An 18,863-nucleotide genomic window follows, 5' to 3' on the forward strand; every position below is an offset into this window, starting at 1 on the left:
GCTCAAGCCGGTCTAGATGCTTCGAGGTGCCCGCCTCTCTTGTTCCATCAGACCTGCACGCCCGCATTGTCGCTGCGCTGACCGTAGCACGGCGGGACGCCATGCTTCGTCAGGTCGACCTCGCGAAGCGGCTCGGATGGCAGCAGGCCTATGTCTCGCGCTACGAAACCGGCGAGCGTCAGTTGAGCGTGGATGAATATGTCGCGGTCGCCTTGGCGATCGGGGTCGATCCGGTGGCTTTGCTCGGCGAGCTTCTCTCCAAACATAGTTCCTAACCCGCGATTAGGACCGCTCATCGATAGGATGCGCGAGAGCGCCTGCTCCAACCGGTCGCTGATCTCCCGCGCGAGCGTCTCGAACATTTCTTTCCGTGGTTAGCTGAGGGTCCAGCGTGGGAGCAGCGGCTACGAATGCCCTTTTAGCCGCGCGCCCAATTCCACCGCCTACGCGATGAGACAGACCGTCCTTGCCCAGCGGCAGCACGACACCTTTGGCCAGCAGCCTCTTGCAGCCACGGATCGAAGATCGAGCAGTTTTTGGTGGTGTTGCGATCGTCACTGGCGCGCAATACTGCATGTCGCCCAGCCCGAGCGCTGAGTTGAACGTATAGCCCAGTCCCGCGCCATACCGGCTGAGGCTTTCTAACAGGCCGTTGTCGAGCAACAATTGTATGGGCATCGACCGCTGCGCACCGTCGAGCACCAGCACCGTCGCGTCGATCTGCGACTCCCAGTGCGAGCGTCAATCGCGGCCGCAGCCACGGCAGGTAGCCTGCCGACAGCAGCGCGCGCCCGCTCGCCGCCAGCATCACCCTCGGATCCGCCAGCATCACCCTCGGATCGCCAAACAGCTTCTGCAGCAGTGGCGATGACACGCGTACGAGCCGCACCGGAAACGCCGTGGCGTCGATGCGCTCGACGGAGCCTGGCGTCAGGATGAGCTTGAGCGTAATCTCATCGTCCAGCTGCTGCGGCGGCACCGTACCACGCACGAGCAACTGCCCGATCAGCGCGTAATGCGCCTCCAGCGCGCGCCGCAGCATAGATGTCCACACACGGATGCGCTTGACGCCGCCCCGGCAGGTTCCGTGCCGCCCAGCTTGACGGGTGGCCCCGCAAGGCGCAGCATGCGTCCAAACCCAACCATGCGGTCGCGGTATTTCCTCATAAATAATTGGAGTTTTTGATGAACTTCACGTCCTTCGCGCGGATCGCCATCGCTGCCGGTGCCGCGGCGCTGCTCCCGGTCGCCGCACAGGCGGGGCCGGTCTTCTCGGGCAGCGGCGCGGTGGTCCGTGCGCTTCCCGATCAGATCGCCTTCACGCACCGGCAGGAATTGCTCGCGCTGCGCACGGTGGCGTTGCGCCAGCAGCAGCGCGACGGCGGGACGCTGTCCGCGGACAGCCGCGCGTCGATCCAGACCCGGCTCGACGCGATCAACGCCCGCTATGCGCGCGCGCTGCGCAACAACGATCCGCTGAGCCTCGACAGCACGGTGCGCGCGGGTACGGACTGGACGCACGCCGATCTGTTCACGACCGGGCGACAGTAAAAACAGCCCGATCTCCGCTACTTGGGGTGCACTGCAAACGGGATTGACGCACCGGCCGAACCGCACGACATTCGCGGATCGGTCGCAGAGGCGAGCCGGGGGAGATAGTCCGATGCGTTACGTGGGTCTGGGAATGGCAGCCGTCGCGATGGTGCTGGCGAGCGGCGCGATGGCGCGCGAGCGCAAGCCCGCAGCGGTGACCGATTCCGACAAGATCATCTGCCGTTCCGAAGAAAATACCGGCAGCCGGCTCGCCAAGACCAAGCGCTGCATGTCTGCGCGCGACTGGGCGGCCGAAAAGGCCATCAACCAGCAAGATATCGAGCGCGTCCAGGCCAATCGCTACAAGAACAACTGACGCCGGTCGCGGCGCGGATCGTCGGCGGCTTCCGTCGTCCTTGATACCTTTTCCTCGTTCGTCGCCCCGGATTCAATCCGGGGCCCCGCTTCTTCCTGCTGACCGGGAAAGAAGAAGCGGGATCCCGGATCAAGTCCGGGATGACGATAACTGGACATTGCTCCGGCCCGATGCTCAGTCCTTATAGCCGAGCGCGTCGATCCACGGCTGGAGGATCGGCGTCACCGGCGCCAGTGGCGCGCGATAGCGTTCCCAGCGCGCTAGCGCGCGGGTGTAGAGCGGCTCGGTGATCTGCGCGTAGCTGGCGGTTTTGACAGGGCCGCGCGCGAGCGCGCTGGTGCGGTGGTCGACATAATGCGGCTGCCAGTCGAGCCCGAGGAACGCGAGCAGGCCGCGCAGCTCGGACTCCAGGTCGGCGATCATCCGCTCGTAGCGGACGCGATGCACCGCCAGCTCGGGGAAGAGACTGGTGCCGCGGGAGAAGATCGTGAAGGCGGCATCGTAGACGCGCGCCGTTTCGTCGAGCGTGGTGAAGCTGCGCATCGCGGTGTTGAGCCGGAAATTGGCCATGAAGCAGCTGAGCACCGCGTCGCACGGATGTCGTTCGACCAGCACGATCTTCGCGTCCGGAAACAGCCGGCGGATCGTCGCGATGCGCACCATGTGCAGCGGGTGCTTGTCGACCAGCAGCCGCGTGCCCGGCGGCGTCACCGCATCCGCCTGCCGGAAATATTCGTCGCGCAATGCGGCAGCGCCGGCGTCGTCGAGCGTCGCCAGCCCCTCCTCGGTCACCCCCATCGACCGGGTGGCGAGCGCAAGGAACGGTTGCTCCTCAAGGACATGCACGCCGTCGACGTTCATCAACAGCGTGTCGAGCAAGGTGGTGCCCGAGCGTGGGAAGCCGACCACGAACACCGGCGCGGCACGGTCCCGACCGGGTATCAGCGGGTACCATGACGCGACCTGTTCGGGCGTCAGTCGCGCCAAAATACCCGTCAGCCGATCGCGATAGCTGTCGCCCGGTGCGGCGGAATGGAGCGATACCGCCGCCGTGTTCATCGCGGTGAAGGCGGCGAAGGCTTTTTCGGCCTCGTCCTGCCGGTCGTAGAGATCGCCGAGCAATTGATGGCGGCGCAGCGGGTGGATCTCGTCCGGCACGCGCTCGGCCAGCGCGAGCGCCGCGGCGACACGACCGCGCCGCCGCGCCACCCACGCGCGCAGGAAGTCGAGCTCGATCGCGTCGGGCGCGCGCGCGGCGAGCGCGTCGACCACCTGCTCGAGCTCGTCGATGCGGTTGACGCTTTCGAGCAGCAGTCCCAGTTCGACGAACGCCTCCGTATAGCCGGCGCTCAGCGCGATCGCGCGGCGGAACGCCTGTTCGGCGGCCACCGGATTCTGGCACGCCGCCTCGGCGGTGCCGAGTTCGAGCTGCACGTCCGCATCGTTCGGCGCGAGCGCGGCGGCGTCGCGCATCACGCGCTGGCGGACGTCGAACCGCCCCGCCGCGCGCAGTGCCTGCGCGAGGTTGATGTAGAGGCGGACATCGGCCGGCGCATGGCGCACCGCCTCGTCGAACGCCGCGACCGCCGCTTCAGCCCGCCCCTCGGCCAGCCGCGCGCTGCCGAGATTGTTCCACGCGCGATAGTCGCGCGGGTCGGCGGCGACGATCGCTTCGTAATCCGCCGCCGCGCCCGCACCGGTCGCGACCCGGGCATGTGCGGCGAGCAGGCCGAGCTTGGCGTGCGCATGGCCCTCGGCGACCGCCAGCGCCTCGGCGGCGCGCCCGGCGCTCAGCAGCGCGGTGGCGAGATTGACGCGCGCCGCATCGTCGGCGGGGTCGAGCGCGAGCAACTGCCCGAACAGCGCCGCCGCGCGGTCGGTCTGGCGCGTGTGCGCCGCGAGCAGCCCGCCGAATTCGAGCAGCGCGCGCTCGTTGGGGCTGTCCTGCAACGCGGTCTCGATCAGCGCGAGCCCGCCGGCAGCATCATTGGCGCGGGCACGGGCGGTCGCCGCCGCGATCAGCTCGGAAACGTCTGTCATGGCAGCCTTCCTAGAAGGTGATCCGTCAAAGCTGAAGTGTCGCCTCGACGTCAGCCCATCATTGCGAGCGGAGCGACGCAATGACGGTGGATGGGTTCGAACGGATGTCCTCACATTCGGGACCGATCGACATTCGCGGCGCCCCCATCCTCTTTCGTCATCCCGGACGTGATCCGGGATCCCGCTTTTGCTGCGGCTGCCGAAGAAGCGGGGCGCCGGATCAAGTCCGGGGCGACGGAGGAAGGAGACTGACGACCGATCAATTGGCCGGTCGGTCATGAGAGTCTCGGACGTCGATCGGTCCTAGGCCGGTGGCCGCGCGATGTCGAAGGCGACGGTCAGCCGCTCGCCGGCCGCGAACGCGTGCGTGCGGTGCCACATATAGGAGGGGAACAGCACCAGCCGTCCCGGCTGCGGCGCGACCGTGTGCCACGGCGCGAGCGCGTCACCGACCAGCGTCGGCGCGTCGCCGAGGCTGAGCCAGCCCGCCTGCGCCGGCTCGCCCGGCTGCGCATCGGGCAACGCGACGTAACAGGCCGAGCTGATCCAGCCCGCGGGATGGACGTGATCGACATGATGTCCGCGATCGGTGAGCCGCACAGACCACGATCCGGCGAAGCGCAGCGCGTCTCGCCGTGGCGCGAGCAAAGGGTGCGCGGGGTCGGGCGCGGGCAGCGCGGCGACATAGTCCGCGACAGCCGCGCGCACCGCGTCGCGCAGCCGCCCGATCGCCGCGTCCTGCCGCGCGAACAGCGGGCCATCGGTCTGCGTCCCGCCGCGCAACGACTGGTCGAGCGGCGCGGCGATCGTGCGGTGGAGCGTGCGCAGCGTCGCGGCGAGGTCGTCGATCGGGCCGAGCCGTTCGGCGAGATCGAAGACGCGCACGAAAGCGCCGCCGCGCTCCAGCCAGTCGCTGCGCGGGTCGCCGGTCAGCCGCCACGCCAGCGCGGCGAGCGGCCACAGATCATGCGTCTCGCGCGCCAGCCGCCCCTCCAGCGCGGCGCGTGCGGCGTCGGCGCGGCGCGCGCGCAACAGATGGCGGAAATAGCCGCCAAGCGCCTCGCCATCGGCGATCGGGAGCTGCGCGCGATACAGCCGATCGGCCGCGGCGATCTCGCCGTCCTCCGACCAGGTGCCGGCCTCGAGCAGGTCGAGCGTGCGGCTTGCGCCGACCGCGGCGCGCGCCTGCGCGACGATGCGGCGCGCGGCCGCGGTCTGCCCGGCGCGCGCAACGGTCGCGGCATGATCGCGCCACAGCAAGCCGTCACGCGGGCGCGTCGCGAGCGCGGTCGCGTAACCGGCGGCATAATGCTGGCGGTCGCCGGCCTGCCAGCGCAGCCGCGCGAGCGTCGCATGGCCGTCGTACCAGCCGGGATGCTGGCGCAGCACGTCGGCGAGGAAGGTGATGGCGGTATCGGCCTGCCCGTCGGCGACCAGCGCGGCGGCGCGACCGAGCATCACCCCGGCGTCGAGCGGCGCGAGCGCCAGCGCGCGGTCGAACAGCGCGACCGCGGGCGCGCCGGCCTCGAGCGTGACGCGCGCCAGCGTGTGCGCGATCAGCGCGTCGTCCGGGGCGAGCGCCGCGGCGCGGCGCGCGGCGGCGAGCGCGGCGGCGTGATCCTGCGCCGAACGCTGCGCGGCGGCGAGCAATTGCCACAATGCCGCATCCTCGGGGGTGCGATCGAGCGCGGCGGTGAGCGCGGCGATCGTCTCGCCCTCACGCCACGTCGCGGTGGCGCGCGACACCTGCGGGGCGAGCGTGGCGGCGGTGGTGGGCGTAGAGGACATGGTTTCGATCCGGCTTCGACAACAGTTTGATCGTCTCCCCCTTCCGTCGCCCCGGCCTTGAGCCGGGGCCCCGCTTCTTCGTGTCGAGCGAGAGAAGAAGCGGGATCCCGGATCACGTCCGGGATGACGGGGTGGAAAGTGTGCACGCTCGGAATTGGAACGTCACCCCGGCGAAGGCTTCATATGATCCGTCATTGCGACCCCGGCGAAGGCCGGGGAAAGCAATCCAGGGCGTCCCGGTCCGGCGCTGGATTGCTTCGCTTCGCTCGCAATGACGAGCGTGGCGACACCCAACCAAAAAGGGGCGGGCCCTTGCGGACCCGCCCCCCTTTGTGTTCGGCGTTGCCGGACCCTTACAGATTCAGCGTCACGCCCGCGTAGATGTAACGGCCGAGCGCGTCGTAGACGCCCGGGAAGGTGTTGCCGTTACAGACGACGCCCGGGCACGCCTGCGAACCGGTGAGCGGCGGCTCGCGGTCGAGCAGGTTGTTCGCGCCGAGGCGGAACGTGTACGCGTCGTTGACACGGAACGTCATCGCCAGGTCGAAGTAGCTCTGCACGCCCAGCTCGGCGAGACCCGGACGGGCGACGCCGCCCGGCGCCGGGCCGGTGCTGCCGGTGTTGTTGAGGTTCGAGTTCGGATCGGTTGCGTCGATCTTTACGTTGCCGAAGTAGCGCCAGCGCAGCGACAGCCCCACACCCGACGGCGAGCTGAAGCTGAGGCGCGCATTGTGGCGCCATTCCGGGGTCGGCTGGAGACAGGTCGGACCGAACAGGCCTTTGCAATTGTACGAACCGGTCACGCCGGTGTCGGTGACCAGACGGTCGAGCCACGTGCCGTTGAAGTTGAAGCCCAGCGACCCGAGCCCGCCCAGCGGGTAGGAATAGCTGGCGCCGACGTCGATGCCGCGCGTCGCCAGACCACCGATGTTCTTGGTGGTGTTGACGACATAGCCCTGCGGCGTCAGCCACAGCGACCCGGCCGAGTCACGCTTGATCAGCCCGCAATATTCCGGGTTGAGCGTCGTGTTGCAGGCGTTGAGGATCGTGTCGACACCGATCGTGGTGACGGCGTTCTTGACCTTGATGTCGAAGAAATCGACGGTCAGCGCGAAGCGCGGCAGGAACCGCGGCTGCACCACCACACCCGCGGTATAGGTGTCGGCGACTTCCGGCACCAGGTTCGGGTTGCCGCCGAGCAGACCGTTATACTGGGCCGACGGGTTGGAGGCGACACGCTGGCCGATGCGCAGGCCCTGCGCGAGGCAGCCCGCGTCCGCTGCGGTCAGCACCTTGTCGGCGCACGGATCGCCGTTGCCGCTGAGTGCGACGCGCTCCGGCGAGAACAGGTCCTGCACGGTCGGTGCGCGAACGGCGCGGTTGTACCCGCCGCGGAAGCGGATGTCGCGGATCGGCGCGAACTCGCCCTCGAGCTTGTAGGTGTCGGTCGAGAAGGTACGACCGGCCGAGGTCTTGTACGACGAGTAGCGATAGCCGCCGGTGAACGACAGATTGTAGAAGAAGCTGTCGAAGATGACCGGCACGCGCAGCTCGCCGAACACTTCCTTGACCTCGAACGACCCCTGCACCGGCAGCGTCGCCGCACCCTGACCCGCGAGATCGCCGGTGCTGAACGCCGAGTCCGACTTGAAGTCGAGCGCTTCCTTGCGGTATTCGGTGCCGAGCGCGATGCCGAGCCCTTCCTGCGCCCACGGGCTCTTGATCCCGTATTCACCGAGCTGGCCCGAGAAGCTGGCCGAGGCCACCTGCTCGCTGACGACGCCGCGCTGGAAGCCCGGGGTCGACAGATAGGCGACCGCCTGCGGCGAGACGCTGTTGAGCGAGAAGACGTTGTAGGGAACGCAGTTCGGGTCCTGACCGGTCAGGAACGAGCGACAGACCGGCGCGCCGCCGTTCGGGTTCGCCACGACGTCGAGCGCGCGGCCGAGGCGCGTGATCGAGAAGTCGTTGGAGTAGGTTTCGGCGAAGTTGGTGCGGCCATACTGGTAATAAGCGTCATACGACCAGGCGCTGCCCAGATCGCCGCGCGACCCGATCACGCCGCGGAAGCTGGTGTGCTGGAGGTCGTCCTGACGCGCACCGCCCTCGACGTTGCGGCGCAGAATCTGTGCATAGCCGCGGTTGTACGCAACACCGGTGGTCGGATCGAAGAACGTCGCCGGCGTGGTGTCCGGGAACACGCTCGGGTTGTAGACGCCCTGACCGACGACGCGCTGGCCGAGCTGGTTGTTCGCGACCAGCAGGTTGTTGGGTGCGCAGATCACCGCCTGCTGCGCCGCCGACAGCAGCGGATTGTCGCAATTGACCGAGGTGGTGTTGCCGAAATTGCCCGACGGCGCGATCTGCGCGACGGTGCGGTCATCCATGAACATGAACTCGGCATACGGCTTGATCGCGTTCGACACTTCGTAGTTCGCGAAGAAGCCGGCGGTGTAACGCTCGTCGGGCCGCTGGTAATAGTTCAGCGGGTTGAAGTTGTACGGCGTGCGGCCCTGCGCGAACGTCCCGCCCTGACCGGGCTGGAAGAAGGTCGAGGTGAAGTCGGACCCGGTGCCGTCAAATGCGAGGAACGACCCCTGCGGCGAGGTTGCCGAACCGGCGCAGGCGTAGGGCCGGCCGGTGCTCTGCACCACCGAGGCGGTGTTCGCGCTGAGTGAGCACGACGAATAGTCGCGGTTCGCCTGGAGCACGGCGTTGATCTTGCGATAGCCGCCATAAGCGGTGATGTGGCCGCGGCCGTCGTCGAAGCTGGTGCCGAACGCCGCGGTGACGTCGATCGTCCCGCCGTCGGTGGCCATCCCGGTCGGGTAGCTGGCCGGCGCGCCATACGGCGAGTTGCTGTTCAGCGCCGGCAGAATGCCGCCACCACCACGGTTGTTGTGGTTGAACAGCGAATATTGGCCGTCGAGGCGGAAGCCCTCGAAGTCGGTGTCCATCACGAAGTTGACGACGCCGGTGACCGCGTCGGCGCCGTACACCGACGAGGCGCCGCCGGTCAGCACGTCGACGCGCTTGATGATCGCGGCGGGGATGACGTTGATGTCGACCGCGGCCGAGGTGGGATCACCCGGGACGACGCGGCGGCCGTTGACCAGCACCAGGTTGCGCTCGGCACCCAGGCCGCGCAGGTTGATGGTGGCGATGCCGCTCGAACCGTTCGAGATGTTGCCGCTCTGCCCGGCGAACGCCTGCGGCAGCGAGTTGATCAGATCCTCGGTGCGCGTCGTGCCGGTCAGCTTGAACTCTTCGCTGTTGACGACGGTGACCGGGCTGGTCGCCTCGAGGTTCGGCGAGCGGATGCGCGAGCCGGTGACGACGATGTCGCCGCCCTGCGCGGCCTTGTTGTCCCCGTCGGCGTTCGCGATCGGTGCCTGACCCTCGAGCGGACCCGCGCTGGCGCCGGTCGGATCGTTCGCGACCTGCGCCGCGGCGGGCAGGCTGCCCAGCATCGCGCCGGCAACGATCGTGCTGGCGAGCAGTCGACGCCTCATCGAAATCGTCTTCATAAGACCCCCATTATGGAATAGCCGTGTTCTATCGCGCCTTTTGCTGGCAGCGCTTGTGTCGACGCTACGAACGGCGGAAATGATGGGCAATCTCGACTGGTCTTGTTTGCAACGAAATTTTGCATCTGTTGCAGGATGGTTACACTTTCTGACCCAGAATGAGGAAAAAATGAGCAAGCCACTGCGCGGGATGCCTGTTTTTGCCGCAATCCTGATGACCAGCCTGTCCGGTGCGGCGACGGCCGACCCCGCGTCGACCGACCGCAGCGGGGTCGCCGACGCGGTGCTCCGCTGCCGCGCGATCGCGAACGACAAGGAACGGCTGAAATGTTTCGACGCCGCCGCGGGGGCGCTGAACGGCGCGATCGCCGCGCGGCAGGTGGTGGTGGTCGATCGCGCCAAGGTCGAGGCCGAGCGCCGCGCGCGCTTCGGCGAGCGCCGCCGCGCCGCCGAGCTGCCGACCCTGCAGGACGCCGACGGCAACAAGCTCGACACGCTGACCGGCACGCTGGCGCAGGCGGTGCGGACCGGCGACGGCAACTGGAGCTTCACGCTCGCTGATGGTTCGCGCTGGCTCCAGACCGACGGCCAGGGGTTCGCGGTCGCTCCGCGCGTCGGCGAAGCGGTGGTCGTCAAGCGCGCCGCGCTCGGCTCGTACAAGCTGACGGTCGGCCGCCAACCCGGCGTGCGGGTGCGCCGCCGGTCGTAGATCATGATGACGTGAGGTCGACATACCGTTCGTCATTGCGAGCGGAGCGAAGCAATCCAGAGCCGGACCAAGACGCCCTGGATTGCTTCGCTCCGCTCGCAATGACGACTCAAGTTGACGTCTCGTCATAACCTAGGACCGCGCCTTATTCCCCGCTCGCCCCGCCTGCCTGCTGCGCCTCGGCGAGGGTGGTCAGCTTGACGAACTCCTGCCGCCAGTAATCGCGCGGGCTGCCGGCGAGCCGGCGCGCCTCGGCGAAGGTGAAGCGGCCAAGATAGGGGTCGCCGCGCAGCTTCTGGCCATAGGCCGCGACCGCCGCCGCGAAGGCCATGTCGCCGGTCGGCGCGCGCGCCGCGGCGAGCGTACTCGCGGGGACCGCCCGCGTCAGTTCGCGCGAGGTCGTGCCGTCGGGCAATTTGTAGCGCAGCTTGACGAAACACGCCTCCGCCCCGCGCGGTGCGACCGTCGGCGGGCGGTTGGCGGGGTAGCGCCGCGTCGGCGTCCAGCCGGGCGATCCCGCCGGCACGACCTCGTACAGCGCGGTCACCTGATGCCCCGCGCCCATGTCGCCGGCATCGACCGCGTCGTTGGTGAAATCCTCCTCGCGCAGCGCGCGGTTCTCGTAGCCGATCAGGCGATACTGGCTGACGAGCGCCGGATCGAACTCGACCTGCACCTTCACGTCCTTGGCGATCGTGACCAGTGTCGCGGCCATTTCGTCGCCCAGCACCTTCTGCGCCTCCATCGCGCTGTCGATATAGGCGTAATTGCCGTTCCCGACGTCGGCGATCCGCTCCATCATCGCGTCGTTGTAATTGCCTTCGCCGAAGCCGAGCGTGGTGAGCGTGATGCCGTCGTCGCGGTTGCGCTTGACCAGCTCTTCCAGCGCCTTGTTGCTGCTGACTCCGACGTTGAAGTCGCCGTCGGTGGCGAGGATGATGCGGTTGACCGCGCCCTTGCGGAAATGCGCGCGCGCGGTGGCATAGGCGAGCGTGATCCCCTGCCCGCCCGCGGTCGATCCGCCCGCGTCGAGGCAGGCGAGCGCGGCGTCGACGTACGTCTTCTGCGCGGTCGGCTCGAGCACGATCCCGGCGCTGCCGGCATAAGCGACGATCGACACGCGGTCGTCGGGGCGCAGCCGCGCGGCGAGCCCGCGCAGCGCGGTCTTGACCAACGGCAGCTTGTCGGGCTCGTTCATCGACCCCGAGGTGTCGACGAGGAAGACGAGGTTGACCGGCGGGCGCGTCGCCGCCGCGACGTCATACCCGCGCAGCCCGATGCGGATCAGCCGCGTCGCCGGGTTCCACGGCGTGACCGCGACATCGGTGGTGATGCTGAACGGCTGCGTGCGGTCGGTCGGGCGCGGATAATCGTAGCGGAAGTAATTGAGCAGCTCCTCGGTGCGCACCGCCTCGGGCGGGACCGGCTGCCCCTTGGTCAGGAAGCGCCGGACGTTGGCGTAGGCGCCGGTGTCGACGTCGACCGCGAAGGTCGAGACCGGGGTTGTCGCGGTGTCGGTGATTGTCGCGACCGGGCGGCCGTCGTAGCGCTCGGTGTTTTCGGGCGCGCCGTAGGGGGCGGTGCGCGGCGACACGCGCGGCGCGGGCGGCGCGGCCGGTGCAACGGCCGGCGTCGCGATGAACGATGGCGCCGGGGTCGGCAATGTCTGCACCGACACCGACGGAGGGGGCGGCGGGGGCGGTGGCGGTGGCGGTGGCGGTGGCGGTGGCGCGCCGGGGGCCGGCATGGCGATCCCCGACGTGCGGGAATAGAACCGCTCGGGCGCTACCGGCTTGCAGCGGACCGGCGAGCCCGCATCGGCGCCGAGGCGCGCGGCGATGCCGGGCGGCGGCGAGGCGTTCGACAACAAAGCGGGCGCGATCAACAGCGCGGTGACACGGCGGACGAACATGGCGACTCCCCTTTGCGCGGGAACCTTGGCGGCCCCCGTCGCCGGTCAGTCTAGGCGCGGGTCATGACATTTTGCCAGCGACGATGGCGGGCGGGTGCGAACCGATCGGTTGGAGCATTCCGTTCCTCCCTGACCTGGGCGGTTTCGGGTAACGTCGTTCGGGAACCCGTTCCGCGAACGCCGGTCGCCCGCGATGCCCGAGGTCGACCGAAGGTCCGGCCGTCTTCCTCGACGTTCGCAAGCGGAAACGATCGGGCCGAGCGGTGGCAGCATCATGGTATCGACCCGCTCCGGTGCGATCCTTGCCCGCTCGGTTGTTATGAATTATTACGAACGTCCGGATCGATGCGAGTGCTACGATGGGCGAATATGCCAGAATGACCGTCGTGATCCCCGAGCCAATGGCGGAGACGATCCATGCCGCCATCGCGGCGGGCGAATATGCGTCGGCGAGCGAAGTGGTGCGCGATGCGATGCGACTGTGGAACGAGCGCCGGGCCTTTCGTGCGGAGGAATTGCGGCTGCTGCGTGACGCATGGGACAAGGGCAAGGCCAGCGGTGTTGCCGGTCCACTCGACATGAAGGCGATCATCGCGGAAGCCCGAAGCGACGCCGACGCCGCGCGCTGAGATGACCGCGATCGTCCTGTCGCGTCGCGCACGCGACGATCTCAAACGGATCTGGGCCTATATCGCGCTGGATGACGATCGCGCCGCCGACAGGTTGCTGCTGGCACTGGACGCCAGGATCGCAAGGTTACGGGATTTCCCCGGTATCGGCACCTTGCGCGACGAGATCCGACCAGGCGCCCGCACACTCGTTCATGGGCGCTATCTGATCCTCTACGAGCATGATGCCGACGCCGATCGGATCGAGATCGTTGCGGTCGTCGAAGGAATGCGCGACCTCGACCGCCTGTTCTGACGGCAAGGTTGCTTGATGGACGACAGGCGGCCGTGCTCGCCACGCGCACGCTGCGCGTAGAGGGGCGCGGCATTGCCCGCGCGCGTCCCGCGCTGTAGCGACGCCCGGATGCACGCGCTCCCCCGCCCCGCCTGGCTGATCGGCGCGCTGGCGCTGCTGCTCGGCGGGTGCGGCGGACGCTATCGCGCGGTCAGCGACACGCCGGTGACGATCGGGCGGCCCTATGTGGTGCGCGGGGTCAGCTACGTCCCCGCCGCCGCGCCCGATTACGACATGCTGGGGCGCGCGAGCTGGTATGGCGGCGAGAGCGGCAACCGCACCGCGCGCGGCGAGAAGTTCCGCCCCGGCTGGATCACCGCCGCGCACGCCACGCTGCCGCTGCCGAGCTATGTCGAGGTGACGTCGCTCGACACCGGACGCGTGATCGTGGTGCGCGTCAACGATCGCGGGCCGTTCGCGCGCGGGCGGATCATCGACCTGTCGAAGGGCGCGGCGCAGGCGCTGGGGCTGCACGACGCCGGGCATGCCGCGGTGCGGGTGCGCGTCGTCGCGCCGCCCGAGCGCGACCGCGAACGGCTGCGCCACGGCAAGCCCGCCGCGCCGCGCCCGGACGCCGATCCGCAGGCGCTGGCGTTGTGGCGATCGCAGCTGGCGGCCGCGGGGATGTGACGGGCGACGGGCGCGCCGGTCAGCGCCCGATCCCGTCCTCCGTCTCGCTTGTCCCCAGCAGCAGCGGGGCGTCCGCCGGCGACGTCGGCGCGGTGGGCGTGACGGGCACCTCCGTCGCCGGCAGCTCGACGCCGCCCTTGGCGAACGTGCCTTCGACGCGCGCGCCCTGTTCGACGGTCAGCGTCTCGTAATGCACGTCGCCGATCAGATGCGCGCTGCGCTGGATGACGAGGCTGTCGACGACGATGCTGCCGCGCACCGTGCCGGCGACATGCGCCGACTGCGCGGTGATCGTGCCGATCATCTCGCTGGCGGCGCCCTGCACCAGCGCGAGGCAGTTGATGTCGCCGCGGACCCGGCCGTCGATGTGCAGATCGGCCGAGGCGGAGATGTCGCCGGTGATGACGACATCGGCACCGATCATCGAAAAGGTGGCATTCTTGCTCATTGCGTCACTCGCTACCTTCGGTTGGGCGGGTATCTTTGGCGGCGCCGGCGGCCGGGGCGGGGCCGGCGGCGGGGCTGACGATCGTCGATGGAACATGGCTGCGCGCCTCCAGGAAGGGACGGGGATTGGTGGGACGGCCGTTGATCCGCACCTCGAAATGCAGATGCGGGCCGGTCGAGCGGCCGGTCGAGCCGATCGCGCCGATCAGCTGCCCCGCCGCGACCTGCTGCCCGACATTGCTGTGGAACGCCGACATGTGCGCATAGCGGGTGACGAGTCCGGGGCCATGCGTGACCTCGACGCAATTGCCATAGCCGGAGCGCTGCCCGACGAAGCTGACCGTGCCGCGCGCCGCGGCATAGATACCCGCGCCGAGCGGGCCGCGGAAATCGAGCCCGGGATGGAAGGATCCGTGCCGGGTGAACGGGTCGACGCGATAGCCGAACCCGCTCGAGATCGAATCCACGCTGGCGGGCAGGACCTGCGGCATCCGCGACAGCGCACGATCCAGCGCGCTCATCCGCGCGAGGCTGGCGCCGAGCCGCGCGAACCGCGGGTCGAGCGCGCCATCGGCCTCGGTGAACAGCGTCAGCAACGGCCCGCCCATCGCGTCATTGCCTTCCCTGCCCCCCGGCCCGCCGAGCATCATCCCCGGATCGACGCCCAGCCGGCGCATCATCGCCAGTCCGCGCGCGGCGCGACGGTCGGCATAGCGCGTCAGGCTCTCCACGAACGCCAGCTGGCGCGCCTCCATCCGCGCCAGATTGGCCGCCTCGGGCACCGCGGTGCTGACCTTGTCGATCGTCCGGGTCGCCTCGCTGTGGCTGTTGGTGACGGTTTCGCCGTCCTTGCTGTCGGCGGGCAGCACGCCGAGATGCGCCTGCGTGACCTTCTCGATGAAGTCCTGCCGCCGTTTCAGGTCGGCGGTGACGTCGTCGAGGTTGCGGCGATAGGCCGCGACGCGGCTCTCTGCCTTTTCCACCCGCGCCTGTCGCCCGAGCAGCGCGCTGGCGTCGCGCGCGTCGTGCCAGCGGATCAGCGCGAGCGTACCGATCGACCCGACATAGGCCAGCGCCAGCACCAGCGCGCCGGTCGCGGCGCGCTTCTGCGTGCGCGCGGAGAGGCGGATGAAGCGGACCTGCCCCTGCGCGCGCATGATGAACTCGCGGTCGGGAAACCATTGGTCGATCTGCGCGCGCATGGCGGCCAGCCGCGCACGCGCGCGCTGCCACGCGACGCGCAGCCGCGCCTGTAGCGGTTCCGGCTTGCTCGACACGATTCCGCTTCCGCTATTCCCGGGCCTATCCGTCATTATAGCGGCGTGGATCGCTGTGGTGATCGGCGAGGGACAAGGTCAGCCGGAGCCCACGTCAAACGCGGCGGTGCGTTGAAGGCGACCGTGCGTCCGGGCGGAACGGCGGGAAACGGTGCGGCACCGATCCGGCCAGATTAGATGGACCGCCCGTCAACTCCTTGAATAGCATCGCGAAGCACTCCCCCTTCCCCGCCGATCATCGCGGAAGAACAACGCCACGCTTCCGGCCGGCTGTTGAGCCGAATACCGCCACCCCCGGCGGCATCAACTACCCGCTGTCACCGCTCGGACTATAAGACAACTGTATTTATTTGATTTCACAAACCATCTGAAATGCCGTTCTATTTCACCGCACTCCACTCACGCGCGACCGCTCGCGCAACGCAAACGGCGCGGAAAGCCGTGCTTTCTGCGCCGTTCGATTCGTCATGCCGGGCGCAGGCGGTGCCGCCCGCGCCGGTCCGCCGTCAGCCGAAGATGATGTCGGTGACCGCGATCTTGAGGTTGGTCTGGATCGAGAAGTCGGCGATGCCGTCGCCGTTCACGTCGCCTTCCAGATAGTTGAGCCCATCGATCCGCACGGTGTGCAGCTCGCCGGCGGTCTTGGTGAAGGCGCCGTCGCCGAGCCACTTGAACGGATCGACCGCCCCACCGGTCTTGGCGTCGAGCTGGCTGAGGTCGATCTTGTCGACGCCGCGCGTGAAGTCCTTGATCGTGTCCTTCACGCCCAGGCTGACGAAGCGGAAAATGTCCGCGCCATAGCCACCGACATAGATGTTGTTGCCGGTCCCGCCGATCAGCAGGTCGTCGCCGTCGCCGCCCAGCAGCGTGTCGTTGCCCGCGCCGCCGAACAGCACGTCGTCGTCGAACACGCCGTCGAGGATGTCGTCACCGTCGCCGCCGTACAGCGTGTCGCTGCCGCGCCCGCCGTACAGCTGGTCGTTGCCGGTGCCGCCGTCGAGCCAGTCATTGCCGTCGTTGCCGTAGAGGCTGTCGTCGCCGGCCCCGCCGAAGATCGTGTCGTCGCCGCCGTTGCCGAACAGCGTGTCCTTGCCGGCATTGCCGGTCAGCGTGTCGGCGTTGTTCGAGCCGTAGAAGGTGTCGTCGCCGCTGCCGCCTTCCAGCGCCTCGATGCTGACGAACTTGTCGCCCTTGGCGTCGCCGACCGTGCCGACGTTCGAGCCGAGCGACGCGGTCACGCCGACGGTCGAGGTGCGGTAGCTGACGGTGTCGAACCCGCCGTTGCCGATCAGCGTATCGGCGCCCGCGCCGCCGATCAGGATGTTCGCGCCATTGTCGCCGGTCAGCGTGTCGTTGCCGCGGCCGCCCTCGATCCCCTCGAAGTTGAGGTAGATGTCGCCCTTGGCATCGCCCGCGGTGCCGCGCCCGGTGAGTAGCGAGACCGACACCGCGTCCGCCGAGTCACGATAGCTGACGATGTCGATGCCCGCGCCGCCGTCGAGCCGGTTGACGACATTGTTGCCGATGATCGTGTCGTTACCGCTGCCGCCGATCGCATTCTCGATGATCGCGCCGTACGCGATGCCGACATTGTCGGTCAGCGCGAGGTTGCGCTGCCCGGCGAGGAGCTGCGCATAGAGCGCGTCGTAGCTGGCGCGCGCGATCGGCTCGTAGCCGAGCGCGGCGCGGTTGGCGTTGACCTGCTCGAACGACAGCCGCTCGCGCACTTCCTCGATCGTCACGCCGCCGATGCTGCTGAGCGAGCCGGCGTTGAGGTTGATGACCTGGTTGGTGCGATAGCCCGAGGCGTCGAGCGTGTCGTTGCCGCCCGCATCCCAAATCGTCACGATCGGCGCCTTGTTGACCGTGAAGTCGAACACCGTCTTGCCGGCGGTCGAGTTGAAGCCATAGACGGTGTCGCCGGTGCGCGTGGTGGTGTCGGCGCCGTACATCTTCTGCACCGCGAGGATGTCGTGGATCATCGGCGTGCCGCCATAGGCATAGGCCATGGTGTTCCAGTCGATGTCGCCCGCGCCGATCGCGCCCGGGTTCCAGTAGGACATGATCGTGTAGTTGCGCGCGTCCTGATAATATTCCGCGCCGTTGGTGTAATTGACCGCGAAGCCGGGGCCGAAATTGTAATTGCCCGGGTGCGACAGGCCGATCGCGTGGCCGATCTCGTGCGTCAGCGTGTTGAGGCCGTAGCCGCCCGGCGTGAGCTGGAAATTGCTCGGCTGGCTGGCCGAGACCCAGACGTCGCCAACGATCCGCTCGGCATCGCCGTTAACGACGGGATCGTCGTCGACCGTGCCGAATGGGAGTCGCGCATAGGCCTGCGTGTCCGGCGCATTGGCGAGGTTCCCGAAGTTGATGTCGGCCTGATAGGCGTTGACCTCGCGGAACGAGATGTCGACGACATCGTCCCAGAAGCTGATCGCCAGCCGCGCCGCGTCGCGCTGCGCGCTGTTGAAGGCGGCGAAGTTGAAATATTCGTCGAGATATTCGACGTTGCCTTCATAGCGATACGAATAGCCGCTCGCCGCCAGCTGCTCCTGCGAGAAGTGGAAGCCGAACGTCACCTCGCGCAAATTGCTGTCGCCCTGCCGCGCCGGGTCCGGGCCGCCGATCCAGCTCGCGCCCGAGCGGTTGAGATAATCGGCAATCTGGTCCGCCGACCAGATCGGCTTGCCGTTCGCGGCGGTGGTGCCGGCGAGATAGTCGACCGAGCCGTGCTCGGCGGTCAGCTTGAGCCCCGCCAGCGGGTCGACTAAGCCGACGTCCTTCTGCACGCCGCCGGTGCAGGCCGGGCACGTGCAGGCCACGTCCTTGAGCACGCTGTTCTGATGCTCGCTGTGCTGGATCAATTGCTCGATCTCAGCGGTGTTACCGATCGCCATAAACACGTCTTCCCCTCTTTTTGGTCTCTGCATTGATGGTCTGGTGAGGTAGTGGTCCGCGTCAATCGCGCGGCGGCGCGCCGGGCAGCGGGCGCCCGCGCCCGCCGTGCCGGGCCTGCCACGGCAGCGTCTCGGCGAGCAGCGCGGCGACCGCCGCGTCGAGCCCCGCCGTATCGCCGGCCGCGACGATCCGCGGCGCGGCGGCGAAGAACTGGCCGGCGCCCATCGCGTTGCGGAACGGGCGCAGCGTCACCGCGATCACGTCCGCGCCGTTCACGGGCGCGACCGTCACCTGCACCAGCAGCGTCACGCGCCCCGGTGCGAGCGCCGTGCCGCCGAGCGGCGTGGCCGCGACCGGCACCGGCGCGCCCTTCGCGGCCTGTCGAGTGACGGCCGCGCACAGCCGGTCGTGGAGCGCGCCGGTATCGACCCCGCGCGGGGTATGGACGAGGCAGGTGACGCCGAGCGCGGTGAGGTCCTGCCAGAGCGCCGCGGGGCTGGCGGGTGCGGGTGCGGGTGCGGGTGCGGGTGCGGGGGGCGTCGCGGCGATCGCCCCGGCGCCGGCGTCAGCCGCGAGCAGCGCCAGCGACGACGCCGCTGCGATCCCTGCCCCCGACCGGTACCCTGCCGCCACTCCCGTCTCCTCCGAGGAAGTTTCGACGGAGACTGTCCTGCCGACAGGGCAGCGTCAATGGGGTTTTAACCTTGTTGTCATCGAAGGCTCATTTGGCCCCGGGTGGGTCTTTGTCGCCACAGGTTACGGA

The 18,863-nt window shown here is 68.6% G+C and carries 16 protein-coding genes; 7 read left to right on the forward strand and 9 right to left on the reverse strand.

Annotated elements, in window-relative coordinates; all coding sequences use genetic code 11:
- Window positions 1-101 precede the first annotated feature (101 nt).
- Window positions 102-275: a helix-turn-helix domain-containing protein gene (locus PGN16_RS20310; protein WP_443019691.1), complete on the forward strand. Its 174-nt coding sequence runs from the start codon at window positions 102-104 to the stop codon at window positions 273-275.
- A gap of 143 nt (window positions 276-418) precedes the next feature.
- Here the strand turns inward: PGN16_RS20310 and PGN16_RS19855 are convergent, their stop codons facing one another.
- On the reverse strand, window positions 419-1,042 hold the full coding sequence (locus PGN16_RS19855; RefSeq protein WP_335311087.1) for a hypothetical protein: 624 nt from the start codon (window positions 1,040-1,042) through the stop codon (window positions 419-421).
- A gap of 143 nt (window positions 1,043-1,185) precedes the next feature.
- Here PGN16_RS19855 and PGN16_RS19860 point away from each other — a divergent pair, with 143 nt between their 5' ends.
- Entirely contained in the window at window positions 1,186-1,551 is a 366-nt protein-coding gene (locus PGN16_RS19860; protein ID WP_335311088.1) for a hypothetical protein, read from the forward strand.
- Between the two features lie 112 nt (window positions 1,552-1,663).
- A complete protein-coding gene (locus PGN16_RS19865; RefSeq protein WP_335311089.1) occupies window positions 1,664-1,909 on the forward strand; it encodes a hypothetical protein in 246 nt (81 codons plus the stop codon).
- A gap of 174 nt (window positions 1,910-2,083) precedes the next feature.
- Here PGN16_RS19865 and PGN16_RS19870 read toward each other — a convergent pair whose 3' ends face one another.
- From PGN16_RS19870 to PGN16_RS19880, 3 genes are all read right to left on the reverse strand, one after another.
- Entirely contained in the window at window positions 2,084-3,949 is a 1,866-nt protein-coding gene (locus PGN16_RS19870; RefSeq protein ID WP_335311090.1) for a tetratricopeptide repeat-containing sulfotransferase family protein, read from the reverse strand.
- Window positions 3,950-4,252: 303 nt separating this feature from the next.
- Window positions 4,253-5,737, reverse strand: coding sequence for a putative 2OG-Fe(II) oxygenase (locus tag PGN16_RS19875; RefSeq protein WP_335311091.1), 1,485 nt, complete (start codon window positions 5,735-5,737; stop codon window positions 4,253-4,255).
- Window positions 5,738-6,090: 353 nt separating this feature from the next.
- Window positions 6,091-9,249 carry a TonB-dependent receptor domain-containing protein gene (locus PGN16_RS19880; protein ID WP_335311092.1) on the reverse strand — a complete coding sequence of 1,053 codons (3,159 nt, stop codon included), beginning with the start codon at window positions 9,247-9,249 and terminating at the stop codon, window positions 6,091-6,093.
- A 184-nt stretch (window positions 9,250-9,433) separates the two neighbouring features.
- On the opposite strand from PGN16_RS19880, the gene PGN16_RS19885 reads away from it, so the two are divergent.
- Window positions 9,434-9,973, forward strand: a complete 540-nt coding sequence (locus PGN16_RS19885) for a hypothetical protein (protein WP_335311093.1) — start codon at window positions 9,434-9,436, stop codon at window positions 9,971-9,973.
- Window positions 9,974-10,118: 145 nt separating this feature from the next.
- Here PGN16_RS19885 and PGN16_RS19890 read toward each other — a convergent pair whose 3' ends face one another.
- On the reverse strand, window positions 10,119-11,885 hold the full coding sequence (locus tag PGN16_RS19890; protein ID WP_335311094.1) for a vWA domain-containing protein: 1,767 nt from the start codon (window positions 11,883-11,885) through the stop codon (window positions 10,119-10,121).
- Window positions 11,886-12,262: 377 nt separating this feature from the next.
- On the opposite strand from PGN16_RS19890, the gene PGN16_RS19895 reads away from it, so the two are divergent.
- From PGN16_RS19895 to PGN16_RS19905, 3 genes are all read left to right on the forward strand, one after another.
- Complete coding sequence (locus PGN16_RS19895) at window positions 12,263-12,514, forward strand: type II toxin-antitoxin system ParD family antitoxin (protein WP_335311095.1); 252 nt, start codon at window positions 12,263-12,265, stop codon at window positions 12,512-12,514.
- A gap of 1 nt (window position 12,515) precedes the next feature.
- Entirely contained in the window at window positions 12,516-12,809 is a 294-nt protein-coding gene (locus PGN16_RS19900; protein WP_335311096.1) for a type II toxin-antitoxin system RelE/ParE family toxin, read from the forward strand.
- A 108-nt stretch (window positions 12,810-12,917) separates the two neighbouring features.
- A complete protein-coding gene (locus tag PGN16_RS19905) occupies window positions 12,918-13,478 on the forward strand; it encodes a septal ring lytic transglycosylase RlpA family protein (protein WP_335311098.1) in 561 nt (186 codons plus the stop codon).
- A gap of 19 nt (window positions 13,479-13,497) precedes the next feature.
- Here PGN16_RS19905 and PGN16_RS19910 read toward each other — a convergent pair whose 3' ends face one another.
- The 4 genes from PGN16_RS19910 to PGN16_RS19925 all read right to left on the reverse strand — a co-directional run bounded on the left by PGN16_RS19910 (window position 13,498) and on the right by PGN16_RS19925 (window position 18,733).
- Window positions 13,498-13,926 (reverse strand): bactofilin family protein, encoded by a 429-nt coding sequence (locus PGN16_RS19910; RefSeq protein WP_335311099.1) that lies wholly within the window; start codon window positions 13,924-13,926, stop codon window positions 13,498-13,500.
- A 4-nt stretch (window positions 13,927-13,930) separates the two neighbouring features.
- Window positions 13,931-15,202 (reverse strand): M23 family metallopeptidase, encoded by a 1,272-nt coding sequence (locus tag PGN16_RS19915; protein WP_335311100.1) that lies wholly within the window; start codon window positions 15,200-15,202, stop codon window positions 13,931-13,933.
- A gap of 506 nt (window positions 15,203-15,708) precedes the next feature.
- Window positions 15,709-18,099 (reverse strand): M10 family metallopeptidase C-terminal domain-containing protein, encoded by a 2,391-nt coding sequence (locus tag PGN16_RS19920; protein ID WP_335311101.1) that lies wholly within the window; start codon window positions 18,097-18,099, stop codon window positions 15,709-15,711.
- Between the two features lie 61 nt (window positions 18,100-18,160).
- Complete coding sequence (locus PGN16_RS19925) at window positions 18,161-18,733, reverse strand: hypothetical protein (RefSeq protein WP_335311102.1); 573 nt, start codon at window positions 18,731-18,733, stop codon at window positions 18,161-18,163.
- Between the last annotated feature and the right edge of the window lie 130 nt (window positions 18,734-18,863).

The sequence above is a fragment of the Sphingomonas phyllosphaerae genome, from assembly GCF_036946485.1.
GTDB classification, from domain to species: domain Bacteria; phylum Pseudomonadota; class Alphaproteobacteria; order Sphingomonadales; family Sphingomonadaceae; genus Sphingomonas; species Sphingomonas phyllosphaerae_E.

Excerpts from the sequence above, each read along its gene's own strand:
- PGN16_RS19905 (WP_335311098.1), top strand. The coding sequence starts at position 12,918 with ATGCACGCGCTCCCCCGCCCCGCCTGGCTGATCGGCGCGCTGGCGCTG.
- PGN16_RS19875 (WP_335311091.1), bottom strand. The coding sequence starts at position 5,737 with ATGTCCTCTACGCCCACCACCGCCGCCACGCTCGCCCCGCAGGTGTCG.
- PGN16_RS20310 (WP_443019691.1), top strand. The coding sequence starts at position 102 with ATGCTTCGTCAGGTCGACCTCGCGAAGCGGCTCGGATGGCAGCAGGCC.
- PGN16_RS19870 (WP_335311090.1), bottom strand. The coding sequence starts at position 3,949 with ATGACAGACGTTTCCGAGCTGATCGCGGCGGCGACCGCCCGTGCCCGC.
- PGN16_RS19860 (WP_335311088.1), top strand. The coding sequence starts at position 1,186 with ATGAACTTCACGTCCTTCGCGCGGATCGCCATCGCTGCCGGTGCCGCG.
- PGN16_RS19910 (WP_335311099.1), bottom strand. The coding sequence starts at position 13,926 with ATGAGCAAGAATGCCACCTTTTCGATGATCGGTGCCGATGTCGTCATC.
- PGN16_RS19865 (WP_335311089.1), top strand. The coding sequence starts at position 1,664 with ATGCGTTACGTGGGTCTGGGAATGGCAGCCGTCGCGATGGTGCTGGCG.
- PGN16_RS19890 (WP_335311094.1), bottom strand. The coding sequence starts at position 11,885 with ATGTTCGTCCGCCGTGTCACCGCGCTGTTGATCGCGCCCGCTTTGTTG.
- PGN16_RS19895 (WP_335311095.1), top strand. The coding sequence starts at position 12,263 with ATGACCGTCGTGATCCCCGAGCCAATGGCGGAGACGATCCATGCCGCC.
- PGN16_RS19920 (WP_335311101.1), bottom strand. The coding sequence starts at position 18,099 with ATGGCGATCGGTAACACCGCTGAGATCGAGCAATTGATCCAGCACAGC.
- PGN16_RS19855 (WP_335311087.1), bottom strand. The coding sequence starts at position 1,042 with ATGCTGCGGCGCGCGCTGGAGGCGCATTACGCGCTGATCGGGCAGTTG.
- PGN16_RS19880 (WP_335311092.1), bottom strand. The coding sequence starts at position 9,249 with ATGAGGCGTCGACTGCTCGCCAGCACGATCGTTGCCGGCGCGATGCTG.
- PGN16_RS19885 (WP_335311093.1), top strand. The coding sequence starts at position 9,434 with ATGAGCAAGCCACTGCGCGGGATGCCTGTTTTTGCCGCAATCCTGATG.
- PGN16_RS19900 (WP_335311096.1), top strand. The coding sequence starts at position 12,516 with ATGACCGCGATCGTCCTGTCGCGTCGCGCACGCGACGATCTCAAACGG.